At 68.9% G+C, this 19156-nt stretch carries 16 protein-coding genes; 7 read left to right on the top strand and 9 right to left on the bottom strand.

Annotation, left to right across the window (positions count from 1 at the left end; all coding sequences use genetic code 11):
- Window positions 1-26 precede the first annotated feature (26 nt).
- The 3 genes from WQO_RS14750 to WQO_RS14740 all read right to left on the bottom strand — a co-directional run bounded on the left by WQO_RS14750 (window position 27) and on the right by WQO_RS14740 (window position 1904).
- Entirely contained in the window at window positions 27-269 is a 243-nt protein-coding gene (locus WQO_RS14750; RefSeq protein ID WP_010063989.1) for a DUF397 domain-containing protein, read from the bottom strand.
- Window positions 266-1051, bottom strand: a complete 786-nt coding sequence (locus WQO_RS14745) for a helix-turn-helix domain-containing protein (protein ID WP_010063988.1) — start codon at window positions 1049-1051, stop codon at window positions 266-268. The genes WQO_RS14750 and WQO_RS14745 overlap by 4 nt, the downstream gene beginning before the upstream one ends.
- A gap of 157 nt (window positions 1052-1208) precedes the next feature.
- On the bottom strand, window positions 1209-1904 hold the full coding sequence (locus tag WQO_RS14740; RefSeq protein WP_010063987.1) for a DUF4232 domain-containing protein: 696 nt from the start codon (window positions 1902-1904) through the stop codon (window positions 1209-1211).
- A gap of 195 nt (window positions 1905-2099) precedes the next feature.
- On the opposite strand from WQO_RS14740, the gene WQO_RS14735 reads away from it, so the two are divergent.
- From WQO_RS14735 to WQO_RS14715, 5 genes are all read left to right on the top strand, one after another.
- Window positions 2100-3512 carry a helix-turn-helix domain-containing protein gene (locus tag WQO_RS14735; RefSeq protein WP_010063986.1) on the top strand — a complete coding sequence of 471 codons (1413 nt, stop codon included), beginning with the start codon at window positions 2100-2102 and terminating at the stop codon, window positions 3510-3512.
- Window positions 3513-3560: 48 nt separating this feature from the next.
- Window positions 3561-4097 carry a VOC family protein gene (locus WQO_RS14730; protein WP_010063985.1) on the top strand — a complete coding sequence of 179 codons (537 nt, stop codon included), beginning with the start codon at window positions 3561-3563 and terminating at the stop codon, window positions 4095-4097.
- Complete coding sequence (locus WQO_RS14725) at window positions 4090-4914, top strand: MerR family transcriptional regulator (protein WP_010063984.1); 825 nt, start codon at window positions 4090-4092, stop codon at window positions 4912-4914. Before WQO_RS14730 ends, WQO_RS14725 begins: the two co-directional genes overlap by 8 nt.
- Window positions 4915-5092: 178 nt before the next feature.
- Window positions 5093-6304 (top strand): phospholipase D-like domain-containing protein, encoded by a 1212-nt coding sequence (locus tag WQO_RS14720; protein ID WP_010063982.1) that lies wholly within the window; start codon window positions 5093-5095, stop codon window positions 6302-6304.
- 90 nt (window positions 6305-6394) lie between these two features.
- Window positions 6395-6835, top strand: coding sequence for a hypothetical protein (locus tag WQO_RS14715; RefSeq protein WP_010063981.1), 441 nt, complete (start codon window positions 6395-6397; stop codon window positions 6833-6835).
- Window positions 6836-6917: 82 nt separating this feature from the next.
- On the opposite strand, the gene argS is transcribed toward WQO_RS14715, so the two are convergent.
- Complete coding sequence (gene argS, locus WQO_RS14710) at window positions 6918-8699, bottom strand: arginine--tRNA ligase (RefSeq protein WP_058953991.1); 1782 nt, start codon at window positions 8697-8699, stop codon at window positions 6918-6920.
- Window positions 8700-8837: 138 nt separating this feature from the next.
- Here argS and lysS point away from each other — a divergent pair, with 138 nt between their 5' ends.
- Window positions 8838-10604, top strand: coding sequence for a lysine--tRNA ligase (lysS, locus tag WQO_RS14705; RefSeq protein ID WP_058953990.1), 1767 nt, complete (start codon window positions 8838-8840; stop codon window positions 10602-10604).
- Between the two features lie 74 nt (window positions 10605-10678).
- On the opposite strand, the gene WQO_RS14700 is transcribed toward lysS, so the two are convergent.
- The 5 genes from WQO_RS14700 to WQO_RS14680 form a co-directional block, all read right to left on the bottom strand.
- Entirely contained in the window at window positions 10679-11023 is a 345-nt protein-coding gene (locus WQO_RS14700) for a hypothetical protein (protein ID WP_010063977.1), read from the bottom strand.
- Between the two features lie 12 nt (window positions 11024-11035).
- Window positions 11036-13711, bottom strand: coding sequence for a DNRLRE domain-containing protein (locus WQO_RS14695; protein ID WP_010063976.1), 2676 nt, complete (start codon window positions 13709-13711; stop codon window positions 11036-11038).
- Window positions 13712-14100: 389 nt separating this feature from the next.
- Window positions 14101-15537: a DUF2637 domain-containing protein gene (locus WQO_RS14690; protein WP_010063974.1), complete on the bottom strand. Its 1437-nt coding sequence runs from the start codon at window positions 15535-15537 to the stop codon at window positions 14101-14103.
- A 224-nt stretch (window positions 15538-15761) separates the two neighbouring features.
- Window positions 15762-16610, bottom strand: a complete 849-nt coding sequence (locus tag WQO_RS14685; protein ID WP_010063972.1) for a hypothetical protein — start codon at window positions 16608-16610, stop codon at window positions 15762-15764.
- A gap of 194 nt (window positions 16611-16804) precedes the next feature.
- Complete coding sequence (locus tag WQO_RS14680; RefSeq protein WP_010063971.1) at window positions 16805-17653, bottom strand: DUF3558 domain-containing protein; 849 nt, start codon at window positions 17651-17653, stop codon at window positions 16805-16807.
- A 172-nt stretch (window positions 17654-17825) separates the two neighbouring features.
- Here WQO_RS14680 and WQO_RS14675 point away from each other — a divergent pair, with 172 nt between their 5' ends.
- Window positions 17826-19019: an RtcB family protein gene (locus tag WQO_RS14675; RefSeq protein WP_010063970.1), complete on the top strand. Its 1194-nt coding sequence runs from the start codon at window positions 17826-17828 to the stop codon at window positions 19017-19019.
- Window positions 19020-19156 lie beyond the last annotated feature (137 nt).

The following is a 19156-nucleotide window of genomic DNA, read 5'->3' as shown; positions in this document are numbered from 1 at the left end:
CTTGCGGTGCTGAGCGGGGATGAGGGTCAGGCGGTGGCCGCGTAGGCGGCGAACGCCGACCAGGCCTGCGGCGCGACGGTGAACGTCGGGCCCTCGATGTCCTTCGAGTCACGGACGTGGACGGCGGCGGGGTGCGCGGCGATCTCGATGCACTGCCCGCCTTCATCGGCGCTGTAGCTCGACTTCCGCCAGTCGTAGGCGACTTCGAGGCACTGGCCGCCTTCGCTGCCGCTGTAGCTCGACTTGAACCAGTTCAGTGCGGTGCTCATGTCTCTCCCAGTAAACGGGCCAGCAGGCGCAGGGTCTCCAGCGGGGTGAGCGCCTGGGCTCGCAGCATCGCATATTTCTGGGCGAGGATGCTGATCTCGTTCCGGTCCGAGATCAGGTGGCTGCCGCGCTGGGTTTCGGAGTAGGCGATGTGCTGGTGGTCCGGTGTCTCCAGGAGAGTGAAGGGGCCGTCGAGGCTCGCGTGGGCCCTGCTGTCCAGCGGGAGCACCTGGAGGCAGACGCCCGGGAGTTGGGCCATCGCGTAGAGGCGGCGTAGCTGTTCCCGGTGGTCCTCGTCCGACGTCAGCTTCATCATCAGGACCGGTTCCCAGATCACCATGCTGATCGTCGGCGGCTTCTTCCGGTCCAGGATCTGCTGGCGTTGCAGCCGCGTCGTCGTCTGCGTCTCGATCTCCTCCGGGCTGTAGACGGGGGTCCTGTTGCTGAACACCGCCTCCGCGTACGCCTTCGTCTGGAGCAGGCCCGGGATGACCTGGTTGTCGTACCAGGACAGTGCCAGCGCCTCGTGTTCCATGTTGAGGTAGTGCTCGGCCCAGAGCGGGATCAGGTCGTACTCGGGCATGTTGTCGACCGCCGTCGACAACGCGCCTTTCGTGTCCAGCAGGTCGTCGATCGTCTCCGCCAGATCCGGCACGAGCGAGCGTCTGCCCTGCTCGATGGAGGCGATCGTGTCCTCCTGTACGCCCGCGGCCAGGGCCAGTTCGACCTGGGTCATACCCGCCTCGGTGCGGAACCGGGCCAGGAGCTTGCCCACGAGCTTCATCGTCGACGCGTTCTTACGCTGTCGCTTTCTGGGGTGCATACGGTTCCCACTCCCACCCCGGAACCCACTTCACGCATGTGCGACCCGTACAAGAAAGATGTACGGGTCGCACATGGTTACGGCACGTCAGGCGCTGGCCTGGGATGTCCCGCGAGGCTCAGATACCCAGGGCGTTGCCGATGTCCGACTGCCAGTAGGTGACGTAGCCCAGGCCGTCCGTGTAGGTCTCCGCCGGGAGCTTCAGCGTGGCCTCGCCCTTGGCCTTGTTGTTCTTGTCGACCATGATCACGCCGAGGCCCTTGCTCTTGACCGGCTCGTTCTCGCCGGGCTCGCCGAGCAGCCCGATGCCCGCGTAGGCCTCCTCGCCGGGGGAGAGCACGACGACCGCCTGCGGCTTGCTGTCGTCGAGGATCGGGTACACCGCCTGCGCGTTGTCGAAGCGGAGGAACGGCGCGTGGTACGCGGCGCAGTCCTTGGAGCCGGTGTTCGTGACCGTGAGCAGCAGGTGGTTGATCGGCCGCCTCACCTTGGAGACCTTCACCGTGGAGTTCTTGGGCGTGCAGGCCGGGATCGACGCCGCCGCCTCCGCGTTCGGCGCGGTCTCCGGCTTCTTGCCGTTGCCGCCCGCGTGCTTCCCCTCGGCGGGGACGGTCTGCGTCTCGGGCGCGCCGGCCTCCGGCGCGTCCTGCTGTGCCGTGCCGACGGTGCTCGTCGCCGCGGGGGTCGCGGTCTCGGCGGAGCCGGCCGGCTTGGTCCCCATGGCCTTGTCGTCGCCGCCGCAGGCGGTGAGCGAGAGGGCGGCCACGAGAGCGGTGGCGGCGAGGGCGGTGGTGCGGATGCGGTTGGTGCGCATGGCGGTGGTTCTCCCCGTACTCGGTTGATCTGCGGTGCTGGTGTGGTGTGGTCCGAGCTTGTGGGGTGGCGGAATCCGGCCGCAACGCCTGCCGAACCATTGGGGACGCTGGAACGTCTACGCATACGGTGACCTGCGGGAAGTCCGCGTCCCTGGAACGCCGTTCCGGGACGTACGAGGAAGGGGAGCGCCGTCGTGGCGACGCCGGAGGCCGTGGAGTTCGCGGCTCTGCTGAAGGATCTGAAGGACCGTTCGGGGCGCAGCTACGGGGCGCTGGCGGGGAAGCTGCACGTCAGTACGTCGACCCTCCACCGGTACTGCAACGGGGACGCCGTGCCGAACGAGTTCGCTCCGGTGGAGCGGTTCGCGCGGGTGTGCGGGGCGTCGGGCGACGAGCTGGTGGAGGTGCACCGGCGGTGGATCGTGGCGGACGCGGCCCGGCGGCGGCCTCCGGCTGGCGCTGCGACTGCGGCTTCCGCTGCTGCTGTCCCTGACGTCGCGTCTGAGGTCGTGCCTGCCACTGCGTCTGATGCCGTGTCTGCCGTCGTTCCCGGTGCGGTTGAGGCGAGTGAGCCGCCGGAGTCGTCCGCGCCGGACGTGACGTCGGCCGGCAGCGGCGATCGGTCGGGCCCGGGCTCCCGGTGGTCCCGGTTCTCCCGGCGTACGCGGGTGCTCATTGCCGCCGCCGGAGTCGCCGCGCTCCTCGTGCCCGGCACTGTCGTCGCCGTCGACCTCGTCGGGTCGGGGAAGGACGGCGGCGGGAGCGCCGCGGACCGGGTGGAGGACGCGGGCGGGGGTCTCGCGGAGCCTCCGGAGGGCTCCGCTTCGGGCACGCCCCGGCCCTCCGCGAGCCCGAGCCCGTCCGGTACTTCGACGGGCGCGTCCGCGTCGCCCTCGGGGCAGCCGTCTGCGAAGCCCTCGGCGGGCTCGGGTGCCGGGCAGTCCCAGAGCGGGGACGGCGATGGCGGGAGCGGTACGGGCCTCGGCGCCCCGCCGACCGTCAGCATCTCCTCGTACAACTGGGAAGAGCCCTGCGGTCAGCACTATCTGGTGAACCGGGATCCCGACGACGTAGATCCACCGCCCGCGTCACCGGAGCGGCGCGGCTGGGCGGAGTCGTACGGCGGGGTCGACGCCGGCAACATGCTGCTCCAGCTCACCGTGCAGGGGACCTCCCGGGAGGCGGTCGTCCTCAAGGGCATGCACGTCCGCGTCGTGTCCCGCAAGGCTCCGCTGCCCTGGTCGGCGTACCGGATGGGCAACGGCTGCGGCAGCGGGATCACGCCCCAGTCCTTCGCCTCCCACCTCGACGCCGGGAACCCCGTCCTGCGGCCGGTGCCGGGGACGCAGGGGGACATCGAGGTCCCGGCGGTGGATTTCCCGTACAAGGTGTCGTCCGAGGACGTGGAGGTCTTCAACCTCGATATGGAGGCCGTGAGTTACGACGTCGCCTGGTACCTGGAGCTGGAGTGGAGCAGCGGCGGTGAGGACGGGGTGCTGCGGATCGACGACCACGGGAAGCCTTTCCGTACGAGCGGGATGAAGGGGCGGCCGGAGTACGTCTACGGTGGTCCCGGTTACGGGTGGGAGCGCACCGGGCAGTCCTGACGACGCCGACTTGACCCTCACGCGGCGTGAGGGTGGAAGGTCGGGTCCATGAGCGACTACTACAACGCGTTCGAGATGAGTCCTGTGCCCGCCCCCGGCCCGGACGCGGTTCCGCCGGAGCCGTTCCGCGGCATTTATGGCATGCCCGCGTTCGTGACGATCCCCACCAGCGATCTGGCGGCCTCGGTGGACTTCTGGATGCACGGACTCGGGTTCTTCGAGCTGTTCAGCGTCCCCGGCACGCTGGTGCATCTGCGCCGGTGGGCGTTCCAGGATGTCCTCCTCGTCGCGGCGGAGAGCGTTCCGGAGCAGCCACCGGCGATGAGCTTCAGCTTCGCGGGCGTACTCAGCCAGGTCGAATCCCTGGCCGAGGCCTGCCGTGCGCTGCGCCCGGACTCGGTCGACGGCCCCCGGGACACCGCCTGGAACACCCGCGATGTAGAGGTGATCACGCCGGAGAACGCGCGGGTCGTCTTCACCGCGGCCAAGCCCTTCGACCCGGCGAGCCAGGAGGCACGCAACCTTGAGGCCATGGGCATCGCCCCACCCGGCGACAACCTGACCGACCATGAGAGGCATGCCTGACACCACGGATGCCGACGGCCTGACCGTCGGTCAGGTCTCGGCGCGGCTGGGAGTGACGGTCCGCGCGCTGCACCACTGGGACGAGATCGGTCTGGCGCAGCCGTCGCTGCGCACGGCTGCCGGATACCGGCTCTACACCGCCGCTGATCTGGAACGCCTGCACCGCGTCGTGGTCTACCGCGAGCTGGGTCTCGGCCTGGACCGGATCCGGACCGTCCTGGACGACACGACCACGGACGTGCTCGGCGCACTGCGTGCGCAGCGCACCCAGGTCGCCGAACGGATCGACCGCCTCCAGCGGCTCGGCGCCGGCCTCGACCGGATGATCGAGGCCCACGAGGGCGGCCCGCTGCTGACGGACGAACAGCAGGCCGCGGTCTTCGGCCCCGGATGGGATCCGGACGGTCCGGCCCGGGCCCGCCGGCGCTACGGGGACACGACGCAGTGGCGGCAGTACGCCGAACGCTCGGCCTCGCGCAGTCCGGAGGAGTGGCAGGCCGTCGCCGACGACGTGGCGGATCTCGACCGCGCCCTGGGGGAGGCGATGGACGCCGGGATCCCACCCGGGAGCCGGGAGGCGAACCGGCTCGTCGAGCGGCACCGCGAGGTCTTCGGCTCGTACTTCCCCCTCACCCGGCAGATGCAGGTCTGCCTCGGCCGCATGTACGAGGCCGATGCGGGATTCGCCGCCCATTACGACAGCATCCGCCCCGGCCTCGCGATGTGGTTCCGTCGCCTCATCGACGCAGGCGCGCGTGCGCATGGCATCGACCCCGACACGGCGACCTGGGACGGAGCGCAGGAGGAGCGTTGCTGATTCCAGGCATTCAATTATGTAGCGTTCAAAGTTCGCTTATCGGACATCCCGGTGGCTGACCGATAAGCGGTCGTACACATGTCCAGAACTCGGGAGTACAGTCTGCGAGGTTCTGGCAGCCTCGCCGTCGCGCGACGACGGTGTACGGCCGCCCCGCCCGACAACCCACAGGTGATTCATGTCCGCCACTGCAGCCGAAGCCTCCGATCGCACGGCCCCGGAGGACCGTACCTGCGAGGAACGCTCCCAACGACTCAGACGCAGGCTGGAGCGGCTGATCGGTATCGCCGCGACCGAGGGGAACTCCCTCGTCCCGCTCCGTAACGGCGACGCCATCTTCGGCGCGATGCTGAAGGCCATCCGTGAGGCGGAGCACACCGTCGATCTGATGACGTTCGTCTACTGGCGGGGTGACATCGCTCTCCAGTTCGCCGAGGCCCTGGCCGACCGCGCCCGCGCCGGGGTCCGGGTGCGGCTCATGCTCGACGGGTTCGGATCGCGGCTCATCGAGAAGGACCAGCTGGCCATGATGGACGAGGCCGGGGTCACCGTCACCTGGTTCCGCAAGCCGCTCTACCTCTCGCCGCTCAAGCAGAACCACCGCTGCCACCGCAAGGTCCTCGTCGTCGACGAGCAGACCGCGTTCACCGGCGGCGTCGGGATAGCCGAGGAGTGGTGCGGCGACGCCCGCAACGAGAACGAGTGGCGCGACACCCACGTCCAGGTCAGCGGGCCCGCCGTCGACGGCCTGGCCGCCGCGTTCGCCCAGAACTGGGCCGAGTGCCACGACGAGCTGTTCGACGACCGCGACCGGTTCGTCACCGAGGAGCACCACGGCGACTCCGTCGTCCAGGTGGTGCGCGGCTCGGCCTCCTTCGGCTGGCAGGACATGCAGACCCTGATCCGGGTCGTCCTGGAGTCCGCCGAGGAACGCATCCGCCTCACCACCGCCTACTTCGCCCCCGACGCCTACTTCACCGGGCTGCTGTGCGCCGCCGCCGCGCGCGGGGTGGAGGTCGAGATCCTGCTGCCGGGGCCGCACACCGACAAGCGGGTCTGCCAGCTCGCCGGGCAGCGGTACTACGAGGACCTGACCGCCTGCGGCGTGAAGATCTACCAGTACCAGCCGACGATGATGCACACCAAGAGCCTCACCATCGACCGGGTCGCCTCGCTCATCGGCTCCACCAACTTCAACCGGCGCTCCCTCGACCATGACGAGGAAGTCATGCTCGCCGTCCTCGACCAGGACTTCACCGCCACCCTCGACGGCCACTTCGAGGAGGACCGCGAGAACAGCGTGCTGATCGAGCGCGGCCGGTGGAAGCGCCGCGACCTCGTCCAGCGGGCCAAGGAAGCGGCCGTCGTGCCCATCCGCCGCTTCCTCTGAGAACTGGGGCCCCGGGGGCGTACGCGCGCCTTCGCCGGGCAGGCGGGGAGGACGACCGTCGTCCGCCATCGCCACGTGAAGGGCAGGCCCATGAGCGCCACCGCCGAGACCTCGCCGGCACCGTCCGCCGCGGTGATCACCGAACCCCTGCCGGATCTCCAGCTCCAGCTGCTCATCCAGCTCCTCGACGAGGACCCCCGCTCCAGCCTGCCCCTCACCCTCACGCACCCCGGCGGCATCCTGCACGGCGACGTCATCGGGCACGAGCAGTGGAAGGCCGAGTGGGCCAGGAGCCTGCGCCAGGTCGAGGGCGAGGGGGCCAACCTGCTCGCCGAGTTCCCCGAGACCGTCGACCAGGGCGTACGGGAACTGCGCGCGGAGGAGGACGCGACGGGGGCGGCCCGGCTTCCCCGCTGGATCCATCTGCGGGACGTCACCCTCGTCTCCGGGGCCATGACGCCCGTCTCCCTGCCGTTGTGGCGCGGACGCCTCTCCGATGTGTCGGGATGGGCGCTGGGCCGCCCGCAGTGACCTCGTAGGTACGTGATCGGCCCCGGCACCTGTCACAGGCGCCGGGGCCGATCGCGTACGTACAGCAGGACAGTCGGTGCTGTCAGAGCCGCTCGGGCGTCCGGATGCCCAGCAGCGCCATCCCCTGATGCAGGGTCCGGGCGGTCAGCTCGACCAGGAAGAGCCGGTTCTCGACGACCTCCGGGGCGTTGTCGGGGCTGAGCACCTGGCACTGGTCGTAGAACGTGGTCAGGTGCGACGCCAGCTGGTACAGATACGCGGCCAGCTTGTGCGGCTCGTAGCCCGCGGCCACCTCGGAGAGCACCTCGCCGAACTGGTCCAGGTGCAGGCCGAGCGCCCGCTCCGCCGGGGCCAGCGCCAGCTCCGGGTGGGCGGCCGGAACCGCGTCCCCGGCCTTGCGCAGGATCGACTGGATCCGCGCGTACGCGTACTGGAGGTAGACCGACGTGTCGCCGTTCAGCGACACCATCTGGTCCAGGTCGAACTTGTAGTCCCGCACGGCGGAGGTCGACAGGTCCGCGTACTTCACGGCGCCGATGCCGACGTACCGGCCGTTCTCGACGATCTCCTCCTCGGACAGGCCCACCTTCCCGGCCTTCTCCCGGACGACCGCGGTGGCCCGCTCGACCGCCTCGTCGAGCAGGTCCTCCAGCCGCACCGTCTCGCCCTCACGGGTCTTGAACGGCTTGCCGTCCTTGCCGAGGACCGTGCCAAAGGCGAGCTGCACGGCCTTGACGCCGTCGCCCAGCCAGCCGGCCCGCCGGGCCGTCTCGAAGACCATCTTGAAGTGCAGCGACTGCCGGGCGTCCACCACGTACAGCAGGGTGTCGGCCTTGAGGTCCTGGACCCGGTTCCGGATCGCGGAGAGGTCGGTCGCCGCGTAGCCGTAACCGCCGTTTGTCTTCTTCACGATGAGCGGGACCTTGTTGCCGTCCGGGCCCTTCACATCGTCGAAGAACACGCACAGCGCACCCTCGGAGCGGACGGCGACACCCGTCTCCTCCAGGATCCGGCAGGTCTCCTCCAGCATGTCGTTGTAGCCGGACTCGCCGACGATGTCGGGGTCGCGGACCTCCATGTCGAGCTTGTCGAAGACCGAGTGGAAGTAGATCTTCGACTCGTCGACGAAGCCCTGCCACAGCTCCAGCGTCTCCGCGTCACCGGCCTGGAGCGCCACTACCCGGTCCCGGGACCGGGCCTTGAACTCCTCGTCCGCGTCGAACAGGGCCCGGGACGCCTTGTAGACCCGGTTCAGCGTCGACATCGCCGCCTCGCCGTCGCTCGCGCCGCCCTCGTGCTCCAGGGCGCCCGGGTGCTCGATCAGATACTGGATGAGCATCCCGAACTGGGTGCCCCAGTCGCCGATGTGGTGCCGCCGGACGACGTCCTCGCCGGTGAACTCCAGGATCCTGACCATCGCGTCGCCGATGACGGCCGACCGCAGATGGCCGACGTGCATCTCCTTGGCCACGTTGGGCTGGGCGTAGTCGATGACCGTCTTTCCGGCGTCCGCGGCCACCGGCACGCCGAGGCGGCCCTCGGGGTCGGCGGCCCGGGCGGCCAGCGTCTCGACGATCGCCCTGTCCGCGAGGGTGATGTTGAGGAAGCCGGGTCCTGAGACCTCGATGTCCTTGATCAGCTCACCCGCCGGAAGGGCGGCGGTGACCTGGGCGGCCAGCTCCCGGGGGTTGCCCTTGAGCTTCTTGGCGAGCGCCAGGATGCCGTTGGCCTGGAAGTCGGCCCGGTCGCTTCGGCGCAGCAGCGGGTCCGCGGTGCCGGCATCCGGCAGGGCTGCCGTCAGGGCGTCCGCCAGCTGCTGCTGGAGCGTGGAAGCGAGGGAAGGGACCGAGCCGTGCTCAGGCATGGGACGGGCTGCCGTTTCCGTAGGGGTACAAGGGATCGGTCCAGTATCCCACGGTGCGTAAAGCCGTTTTCGCGCTGCGGGGTGTAGCTGGGAGAATGGTCGGTAACCCACCGGGAATCGACAGAACGAGAGAAGGACGTGCCGACCGTGGCCGAGAGTCAGACCAGCACCGAGACCGACTGGGTCTCCCGCTTCGCGGACGATGTCATCGCCGAATCGGAGCGTCGTGCGCCTGGCAAACCGGTCGTCGTCGCCTCCGGTCTGTCCCCGTCGGGCCCGATCCACCTGGGCAACCTCCGCGAGGTCATGACCCCGCACCTGGTCGCCGACGAGATCCGCCGCCGCGGTTACACCGTGCGCCACCTGATCTCCTGGGACGACTACGACCGCTACCGCAAGGTCCCCAACGGGGTCCCCGGGGTGGACGCTTCCTGGGCCGAGCACATCGGCAAGCCGCTGACCTCGGTGCCCGCCCCGGCCGGCTCGGCGTACGCGAACTGGGCCGAGCACTTCAAGGCCGCCATGACCGCGGCCCTGGACGAGCTGGGCGTCGAGTACGACGGAATCAGCCAGACGGAGCAGTACACCGCAGGGACCTACCGCGAGCAGATCCTGCACGCGATGAAGCACCGCGCCGACATCGACGCCGTCCTCGACCGCTACCGGACCAAGAAGGACCCGGCGGCCCAGGGCAAGGGCGGCGGCGGTAAGAAGCCGCAGCAGAAGAAGGTCGACGAGGCCGAGCTGGAGGCCGCCGAGGGCTCCGGCGCCGCCGACGAGGACGACGGCAGCGGCAACAGCGCCGGCTACTTCCCGTACAAGCCCTACTGCGGCAACTGCGAGAAGGACCTCACCGTCGTCACCTCCTACGACGACGACACCACCGAGCTGAACTACACCTGCTCGGCCTGCGGCTTCGCCGAGACGGTACGGCTGGGCGAGTTCAACCGCGGCAAGCTGGTCTGGAAGGTCGACTGGCCGATGCGCTGGGCCTACGAGGGCGTGATCTTCGAGCCCAGCGGCGTCGACCACTCCTCGCCCGGCTCCTCCTTCGTCGTCGGCGGCCAGATCGTCCGCGAGGTCTTCGACGGCGTGCAGCCCATCGGGCCCATGTACGCCTTCGTCGGCATCTCCGGCATGGCCAAGATGTCCAGCAGCAAGGGCGGGGTCCCCACCCCGGCCGACGCGCTGGAGATCATGGAAGCGCCGCTGCTGCGCTGGCTCTACGCCCGCCGCAAGCCCAACCAGTCGTTCAAGATCGCCTTCGACCAGGAGATCCAGCGGCTGTACGACGAGTGGGACTCGCTGGGCCGCAAGGTCGCCGACGGCACGGTGCTGCCCGCCGACGCCGCCGCGCACTCCCGGGCCGTCCGCACGGCCGCCGGGGAGCTTCCGAGCACCCCGCACCCGCTGCCGTACCGGACGCTCGCCTCGGTCGCCGACATCACCGCCGGCGCCGAGGACCAGACGCTGCGCATCCTCAGCGAGCTGGACCCGGAGAACCCGCTGACCTCGCTGGACGAGGCGCGCCCGCGCCTCGACCGCGCCGAGAACTGGATCACCACCCAGGTCCCGGCCGAGGCCCGCACCATCGTCCGGGACGAGCCCGACAAGGAGCTCCTCGGCTCGCTCGACGACCAGGGCCGCGAGTCCCTGCGCCTCCTCCTGGAGGGCCTGGACACGCACTGGTCGCTGGACGGCCTCACCACGCTCGTCTACGGCGTGCCGAAGGTGCTGGCGGGCCTGGAGCCGGACGCCAAGCCGACGCCCGAGCTGAAGGCCGCGCAGCGGTCCTTCTTCGCCCTGCTCTACCGGCTGCTCGTCAGCCGCGACACAGGCCCGCGCCTGCCCACGCTGCTGCTCGCGGTGGGGGCGGACCGGGTGCGCAGGCTGCTGGGCGCGTAACACCCTGTCCATGACGAAAGGGCCGCCGCCCGGGAATCTTCCCGGGCTGCGGCCCTTTGTCGTCCGTCGTACGTCTACCAGGGCCAGGGCGCGTCCGGGTTGACCGATCCGACGGCCAGGCCGCCCAGAACGGCAGGCAGCCAGGTGAGCCGGGCCCAGGACTGGGAGGTGTTACCCAGCGCGGTACCTGCCAGCGTCGGAAGTACGCACCCCAGGAGCAGCAGCGGTACCACGTCGGTCCCACCGAGGTCGTAGTGGCGGGTGAGCGCATAACCGGAAGCGGTGGACATGGTTGCGAGAAGCAGGTTCCTGATGTTCACCGTGTTCAGCGCCGGCAGTTCCGCGCCCTTGGCGCGACGCAGCATATAGGTGATCAGAATCACCGCTTCGGTGACAATGAAGGCAAGAGCGATCAACATCTTCGGCTCCGGTCAGAACTTGCAGTTGTTCTGGATGCTGGCGTAGCCCATGATCGCAGCAACGATCTTGCGGCCGTCCGCGGTGAGCTTGCGACGCTTCTTCCAGGTCTTGATGAGATTGGCGGTCTTCTTGAAGCCGATCTTCTTGATCAGCCGCACGGCCACGATGATCTTCTTGCTGGAGCCTGCCGGGGTGAATCCATAGATGAAGCCGGCGATGGACGCGGCGCACTTCGTGATCTTCCAAGCCGTGGACCACCAGGACGGGTCGATCACGATGGGGAACTGGGAGTTCTCGTTGAACTCGACATGCTGTACCAGCTTCTTCCCGACGACCTTGTAGCTGGTGGGTACGTCCTTGCCCTGGGCGTCCTTGGCCCACGGAGCCTCGAAGAAGCCTGCCTGCTCCTTGCTGTCGTCCTCGGGGAGGATGGAGACGGAGCCGTCGTCATGTGTGACCGCCTTCATCCCGGCCGGGATGATGAAGCTCGTCTCGTAGTCGTGCGGTGCGCTGCTGTTCTTGATGATCTGCAGGGTGCGGCTGCCACCGTCCACTGTGGGCTGCACGACGGTGTCGACCGGCCCGGTCGAGTTGTAGACGACGTTGCCGCCGATCACGGAGCCTTTGCTGTCGGCCGCGGGAAGCCCCAACTGGGGCGGCATCTTGCCGTTCTGGACGTCGATGGTGCCGCCCTTGCCGTTCCAGGGGACGCCGACGGTGTTCTCGTCGGTGGCGGCGATGGCGGCGTACTTGTCGTCGGAAGAGGTCGCGGCGGTGATGTCGGCGGCTTCGGAGTAGGCGTTGGCCAGGCCGAGGGACTGTTCCGCGGCAGTGAGCTTCCAGTCCGTATCGACGTGGAACTTCACTGGCGACGACCAGCCGGTGGCGTAGTGGGTTCCGTCGTAGGCGGTGGTACGGAAGCTGTAGGTCCTGCCTGAGGTCAGCTTGCCCGCCGGGACCTTGACCGAGGCGGTGGTGTTGCCGGGGACCTTCGCCGAGTTGACCGTGGTGACGACCTTGCCGGTGGCGTCGTCGGTGATCTCGAAGGTGCCCTGGACGGCGTCGTCGGGGTTGGTGTCGGCCATCGAGGCCCGGAGTGTCGGGGTGGTGGAGTTGACCTTGAAGATGCCGCCGGAGGAGATGAACGGGGCGCCGGCCTGGAGGTTGGCACCGGTCCCTGGGCGGTAGTTGTGAGTGACTTCGAGGGTCGGGACCTGGTTCTGGTCGGGGGCCTCGGAGGAGGAGAAGCGCTTCCAGCCGTAGGTGTCGGACTCGTTGGCGGCCTTGAGTGCGATGGAGCCGGTCGTGGCCTTCGAGGAGGACCAGGCCTGGGCGAGTTTCGTGATGTCAGCGCTCACCCAGCCCGGGTTGGTGCCGGGCTTGGTCTGGGTCGAAGCGGCGATCTTCTCCTTCATCGCCGGCTGCTTCGTCCAACGGGTGTCTTTGGTCGCCGGGTCGGCAGCCCACACCTCCCAGCCGCGTGCCTCGGCGGACCAGGAGTGGTAGTTCCACAGTTTGAGGTTCGCCTTGGAGACGAGTGAGTCGGCGAAGCCGGCGGTATTGAACGTGAGGAACGACCGGGCAGTGCGCTTGGTGGAACCTGAGTAGTCTCCCGGCCAGCCGATCTTGAGGTCTGTGTTGGCAGACTGGTCGGTGGTATCACCGCCCTGAACGAACGTGTCGAAGAGGACATCCAGTACGTCGGCGGCGGGGTCGATCGTCACCGGGTATTGAGTGTCGGCGTCGTTCAGCCAGTCGACGTCGGGAGTAAGGGTCAGAGTGACGGTGTCGCCGGACTGGGAGACCTTCATGTCCACGGGGTGACTGTTGGTGTGCTCCAGCGACTTGGGGTCGCGCTGGGCGTCCCACATCACCGGCGACGGCATGACCGTGGACTTCTCGCCGTCGGCATCGGTGAACGTGACTGATCCGTCCAGGTTTTGGCTGGCCTTGGTGCCGTGCGGGACGGTTATCGGCAGCACCATCGGCGCCCCGTTCCCGGGGGCGTGCTTCAGCTTCAGGTACTGCTCGAACCCGGTGCGGGTGGCCTCCACGATCAGATCGCCACCCGGGACGGCGTTCTTGTAGGTGGCCACGTTGTCGGACAGTTCAGGCGTCGGCAGGCCCCCCTTCCACTGAAGGGCGAGCTTGTCACGGCCCCGGCCCAGGGAGATCAGGTCCTTGGCCTGGGAGGGAGCGGCCTTGGCGACGGCCTCGATCGACTTGGGCAAGGTGCCTTCCTTGCCGGCGATCTTCAGATGCTCGGGGTGTGCCTTGGCCTCGACAGCGCCGTCCCCGGCGTGCTCAAGGTCGAGGTCGACCGGAACCCACTTGCCGTCTTCAACCATCCGGATCGGGCCGGCGGCCGTCTCTGTGGTCAGAGTGCCGTCGGGATTGGCGAAGGTGGTGTCGGTCTCTGTGCGCATCTGCAGGACCTCGACCTTCCGGTCCTGGGCTGCCGCGGCCGTCAGTGCCGCCTCGACAGTTTCGGCTTCCTTGATCGGGTTGGTGGTGAAGGTCTCCAGAGCCCTCTCCAACTCCACCATCGCTTGGTCTTCCTGCGTGGTGGTCGCCGTCGGCTCATCGTCGGCGACGGCGACGTGCGGCGTGGCGATCAGGACCGCGCCGGCGGTCAGCAGGGCTATCCCTGAAACCGCGGTGGCGCGGGAGCGACTGACGCTATTCATGTGTGCGATCCCGAGACTTGTCTACTTGAGCGAATACCTGAGCGTGGGAGCGCGGACCGGAAGGTTTCCGGTCCGCGCTCCGACTCACGTGAAAAAGGGGTGATACCTGCACGAGGTGCCCCCGCTGAGACTCTGGCATATGCGGCACCACGGCTGGAAGGGATCTATGTGATCTAGATAAGATTCAGGGCTTCAGTCCCGAAAGAGACAAAACCTACTGTTCTGGCTGATTCTGACGCGTCGTCGGGAATGCGGCGGGTCGAGAGTCACTCGGGCCGGCGGTGGCGGTTGCTGAGTCCGCTTCAGGCTTCAGGGAGAGGCTGACCTCTCGGCGGGCGCTGGTGGCCGCGGAGAGGTCGTTATTCGTGCGGCGTGTGTGCGGGGCCGGGTCAGGCGGGCTGGTCGGCGGTCGGCCGCTGCGCGTAGGCCTGCCTGAACTCCGGCATCAGCTGCTGGAGCAGTTCCGTCGAGCGCGGGTGGCGGACGTTGCGCGTGTCGGCGAGGTGGATGTCCAGGACCTCCACGGACGGGTACTGCCCCTGCGCGTCCGTGTACTCGCTGAACACCTCGTACGCCTCCCGGGCGAAGTCGGTGTCCTCCATGGGCCACTGCTCCACCTGCGGCGCCTCCTCGGGGTCGGGGACCTCGGGAACCTCGGGCGGCTCGGGCGCCTGCTCCTGGCGGGGGCGCGGGACCGCGCCGATCGTGCCGACGTCACCCAGCGGCCGGGTGCGGCCGGGGCCCGCGGGGATCTCGACCGGGGTGTGCTGGGGGCCCTCGGCGTACTGCGGGTCGTACGTGCTCTCGTGGACGTTGTCCGGCAGCTTCTGGGCGGCGAACCAGGGGCTGTCGTGGGTGGGCGGGACGGCAGGGTCCTGCTTCTGGAGCGACATGGGCTGTTGTTGCTGCTGGGGGTGGGGCTGGGCCTGCTCGGGCTGGGGCCCGTGCTCCTGGTGCTGCCCCTGGGCGTGCTGCCGGGTGTGCTCCTGCCCGGGCTGCTGGTGGGGCTCCTGGCCGTGCTCCTGCTGCGGTCCGTACGGCAGCTCGGCGTGAACCGGCTCGGCGTGGTTCGGCCCGACCGGGCTCAGCTCGGCCTTCGGGCGGTCGGCCTCCACGGGCACCGGCGGCAGCAGGGCCGGCTCGATGCCGGCGGCGGCGAGGCCGGCCGGGGCGGTCTCGGCGAGCGGCACACCGTACTTCGCCAGCCGCAGCGGCATCATCGACTCGATGGGGGCCTTGCGCCGCCAGTTGCGGCCGAAGCGGGCCTGGAGGCGGGCCTGGTAGATCAGCCGGTCCTGTTCGAGCTTGATGACCTGCTCGTAGCTGCGCAGCTCCCACAGCTTCATCCGCCGCCACAGCTTGAACGTGGGGATCGGCGAGAGCAGCCAGCGGGTGAGGCGGACGCCCTCCATGTGCTTGTCGGCCGTGATGTCCGCGATCCGGCCCACCGCGTGCCGGGCGGCCTCGACGGAGACGACGAACAGCACCGGGATCACCGCGTGCATCGCGGTGCCCAGCGGATCGGGCCAGGATGCGGCGCCGTTGAACGCGATCGTCGCGGCCGTCAGCAGCCACGCCGTCTGGCGCAGCATCGGGAACGGGATCCGCATCCAGGTCAGCAGGAGGTCCAGGGCGAGCAGGACGCAGATGCCCGCGTCGATGCCGATCGGGAAGACCAGGGAGAACGTCCCGAAGCCCTTCTCCTCCGCGAGTTCGCGCACGGCGGCGTAGGAACCCGCGAACCCGATCGCGGCGATGACCACCGCACCCGCGACGACGACCCCGATGAGTATGCGGTGCGTGCGTGTCAGCTGCATCGCGGCCACCAGCGATCCCCTCCCCGACCTCGTACCCGAACCGACTTCCGTGCCCGGCTCCGTTGTTCACCTTCGGCGTTCAACCGGACGACCCACGTCCAGCGATGGCACAGCCTGGCACATGTGTACGAGTTTCGTTGCGCGGGGAGGGGGAAAGCCCGGACTCCGAGGAGCTCCGGGCTTTCCAACGCACGTGCTGGACCTGCGGATTGGCGATCCGCAGGGCCGTCAGGTCACGACTTGGGCGTGGCCTTGGACTTGGGGCTGTCCCCGCTGTCGGCGTCACCCTTCGCGTCGGCGTCGTCCTTCTTCGTGTCCTCGGCGTCGGTCTTCGCGTCGTCCTTCGCCGGGGAGGCGTCCCCGGAGCCGGAGGCCTTCGCGACCGCGGCGATCGCTTCCTTGGCCGCCTTCTGGGCGCCCTTGACGATGTCCCCGGAGGACGGGGTCTTCGCTCCGGCGTAGCCCGCGCCGTTGTACGTCAGGGTGACGACGACGTTGCCCGTACGCGCCACGACGGTGGCGTACACGAAGTCCTCGTCCGTCTTGCTGAGGCCGTACGTGACGAGGGTCGCCTCGTCGCCGATCCCGGCCGCCGGCTCCGCGGCGAGCTTCTTGGCGCCCTCGACCGCCTTCGTCTTGGTGACCTGCTTGCCGTAGTCCTCGGTGGCGCGCTTGGCGCCGCTGCCGAGCGCCTGGTCCGAGTCGAACCGGGTGAAGCCGACGTCCATCCAGTGGTACTGCGAGCCCTTGACGCCCTGGTCGTCCAGGCCGTTCCAGGAGCAGCTGCCGCGGACCGACAGGTCCGTGGACCCGCCCGCCGTGCCGCCCTTCTTCTTGGCCTCGGGCACCAGGTCCTCGATCGTCTTCTTCCCGATCGAGGTGCACGGGTCGGGCAGATCGGTGAACTTCGCCGGTTCGACGGTGGGCTCCGAGGGCTTGGAGCTGGCCGTGCCGGACGACGAGGAGCCCGCGTTCTTCTTGCCGTCGGAGCCGGAGTCCGACGAGCAGCCGACGGCTACGAGCATCACCGGTACGGCGGCGCAGGCGAGGATGCGGGACAGGCGCGGGGCAGATCGGTGCATGGTTCCTTCACTCGGATGGCACGGGGGAGCCCTCGGTGCTGGAGGTCTCGGTTCGTGCGGTGTACGGGCGGGCTCGGTCGCGGGTCGGTACGTCTTCCGGACAGCCACGGTACGACGGGCGGCCGATGGGCCGCGCCCCCGCCGAGGGACCCCGGAGACCTGAATTCCGGCCGGTGGGGGCCCGTCGTAGGGGTCTACTCGCTGAGCGTCTCGGCCAGCTTCCGGGCCAGTGCCTGGGCCTTCTCCTGAAGTTCCCTGCCGTCGGGCACCTGGGTGATGAGGGCCGGCTGCTCGGCGTACCGGACGGTCACGACCACGTTCGATGTGCGGAACACCACGCTCACCGTGTGGTGCTGGGCGGTGGAATCTGCCTTTTTGGGAAGATCCTGGAGGAATGCGGCATCTCCGAGGTTGTCGAGGATGCGCGAGGGGAGGGCTTCCTCCGGGCTGCTGCTGCTTCCCGGGGCCCCGTCGGTGCTTCCACCGCTGCTTTCGGAGGGTGAGGGGTCGGCGGAACCCGTGGCGTCGGCATCGGCCGGATCCTTGGCCTTCTCGCTCTCCTCGCTCTCCTCGCTCTTCTTGTCCTCCTCGTCGGGCGGCCCGGAGGTCGCCGATGAGGACAGCCCGGCGGCCTTCTCCTTCTTCGCGTACACGGTGTCGGCGCGGTCGTCGTCGCTGACGGCGGGGTCGTACGAGACGACGCGCTCGAAGTCGATGGAGAGGCTCCGCGTGGCGCTCGGCGCGTCGGACTTCCAGCTGCAGCCGACCTTGCGGTCCGTGTCGTACGTGACGGCCGCCGAGCCCCGGAACACCTTGTCCTGCTGGTCCCCGGGCAGTTCCGCGGCGCCGGGCAGCAGATCCTTCAGCGTGGAGCGCGGCACGGCGCGGCAGGGGGCGGGCAGGGTCAGGTACTTCCCCGGGGGCGCGGGGCTGACCGTCGGGCTGCCCGCCTTGCTGTCGGCGCCGTTCGCGTTGCCGTCGTCGCCGGCGCTGCAGCCGACGACGAGCGCTGCGAGAAGCGCGACGCCGGGTACGTACGCCATGTGTCGCACCGTCCCAGGCTCCCTTCGGTACGGAAAACGAGTTGCCGCGCGAAGGCGGCCGATGGACACAATGTGTATCGCACGCGCTGCTGTGAATGCCGGTCGGCCGACGGGTTTGCCGACCTTGGCACCGGTTTTGCGCTTTCAGTCTTTTCGGGGGAATCGAGGAGTTATGTCGTACGTAGAGGTACCGGGGGCGAAGGTTCCCATCCGGATGTGGACGGACCCCGCGTCGGTCGAGGACGTGGCGATGCAGCAGCTGCGCAACGTCTCGACGCTGCCGTGGATCAAGGGTCTGGCCGTCATGCCCGATGTCCACTTCGGCAAGGGGGCGACGGTCGGCTCGGTGATCGCGATGCAGGGCGCGGTGTGCCCTGCGGCGGTGGGGGTGGACATCGGCTGCGGGATGTCCGCCGTCAGGACGTCCCTCACCGCGAACGATCTCCCCGGCGACCTGTCCCGGCTGCGCTCCAAGATCGAGCAGGCGATTCCGGTCGGCCGGGGGATGCACGACGACGTGGTGGACCCGGGGAGGCTGCACGGGTTTCCGACGGCGGGCTGGGACGACTTCTGGGGGCGGTTCGGGGGGATCGCGGACGCGGTCAAGTTCCGTCAGGAGCGTGCCACGAAGCAGATGGGAACGCTGGGCTCGGGCAACCACATGATCGAGTTCTGCCTCGACAGTGATGGTGCGGTGTGGCTCATGCTGCACTCGGGCTCCCGCAACATCGGCAAGGAACTCGCCGAGCACCACATCGGCATCGCCCAGAAGCTTCCGCACAACCAGGGCCTCGTCGACCGGGACCTGGCGGTCTTCGTCTCGGACACCCCGCAGATGGCCGACTACCGGAACGATCTCTACTGGGCGCAGGAGTACGCCAAGTACAACCGCGCGATCATGATGGCGCTCTTCAAGGACGTGGTCCGCCGGGAGTTCAAGAAGGCGAAGCCGGTCTTCGACCAGGAGATCTCCTGCCACCACAACTACGTGGCGGAGGAGCGGTACGACGGGGCGGACCTGCTCGTCACCCGTAAGGGAGCGATCCGCGCCGGTTCCGGGGAGTACGGGATCATCCCCGGCTCGATGGGCACCAGTTCGTACATCGTGAAGGGCCTCGGTAACGAGAAGGCGTTCAACTCGGCCTCGCACGGCGCCGGTCGCCGGATGAGCCGGAACGCGGCCAAGCGCCGGTTCACGGTGCGCGACCTGGAGGAGCAGACGCGGGGCGTGGAGTGCCGTAAGGACTCCGGCGTCCTGGACGAGATCCCGGCCGCGTACAAGCCGATCGAGCAGGTCATGGAGCAGCAGCGGGACCTGGTCGAGGTCGTCGCGAAGCTCAAGCAGGTCATCTGCATCAAGGGCTGAGGTGAGGGGCGCGCCGCGGACAGCGGCGCGCCCCTCACAGCGCCCGGCTTACGTGTCTGCGAGGCTGCCCCTTTGCGGTCTGCCGCTACAGCCGTACGGAACAGAAGGCTGCGCTGCGGCCCGAGCACCCGCACGAG

Source organism: Streptomyces globisporus C-1027, assembly GCF_000261345.2.
GTDB lineage: Bacteria > Actinomycetota > Actinomycetes > Streptomycetales > Streptomycetaceae > Streptomyces > Streptomyces pakalii.
The sequence above is the reverse complement of the archived record's forward strand: the minus strand, read 5'-3'. Positions and strand labels throughout refer to the sequence as shown.

Excerpts from the sequence above, each read along its gene's own strand:
- WQO_RS14750 (WP_010063989.1), bottom strand. The coding sequence starts at position 269 with ATGAGCACCGCACTGAACTGGTTCAAGTCGAGCTACAGCGGCAGCGAA.
- WQO_RS14745 (WP_010063988.1), bottom strand. The coding sequence starts at position 1,051 with ATGAAGCTCGTGGGCAAGCTCCTGGCCCGGTTCCGCACCGAGGCGGGT.
- WQO_RS14740 (WP_010063987.1), bottom strand. The coding sequence starts at position 1,904 with ATGCGCACCAACCGCATCCGCACCACCGCCCTCGCCGCCACCGCTCTC.
- WQO_RS14730 (WP_010063985.1), top strand. The coding sequence starts at position 3,561 with ATGAGCGACTACTACAACGCGTTCGAGATGAGTCCTGTGCCCGCCCCC.
- WQO_RS14725 (WP_010063984.1), top strand. The coding sequence starts at position 4,090 with ATGCCTGACACCACGGATGCCGACGGCCTGACCGTCGGTCAGGTCTCG.
- WQO_RS14720 (WP_010063982.1), top strand. The coding sequence starts at position 5,093 with ATGTCCGCCACTGCAGCCGAAGCCTCCGATCGCACGGCCCCGGAGGAC.
- WQO_RS14715 (WP_010063981.1), top strand. The coding sequence starts at position 6,395 with ATGAGCGCCACCGCCGAGACCTCGCCGGCACCGTCCGCCGCGGTGATC.
- argS (WP_058953991.1), bottom strand. The coding sequence starts at position 8,699 with ATGCCTGAGCACGGCTCGGTCCCTTCCCTCGCTTCCACGCTCCAGCAG.
- WQO_RS14700 (WP_010063977.1), bottom strand. The coding sequence starts at position 11,023 with ATGTTGATCGCTCTTGCCTTCATTGTCACCGAAGCGGTGATTCTGATC.
- WQO_RS14695 (WP_010063976.1), bottom strand. The coding sequence starts at position 13,711 with ATGAATAGCGTCAGTCGCTCCCGCGCCACCGCGGTTTCAGGGATAGCC.
- WQO_RS14685 (WP_010063972.1), bottom strand. The coding sequence starts at position 16,610 with ATGCACCGATCTGCCCCGCGCCTGTCCCGCATCCTCGCCTGCGCCGCC.
- WQO_RS14680 (WP_010063971.1), bottom strand. The coding sequence starts at position 17,653 with ATGGCGTACGTACCCGGCGTCGCGCTTCTCGCAGCGCTCGTCGTCGGC.
- WQO_RS14675 (WP_010063970.1), top strand. The coding sequence starts at position 17,826 with ATGTCGTACGTAGAGGTACCGGGGGCGAAGGTTCCCATCCGGATGTGG.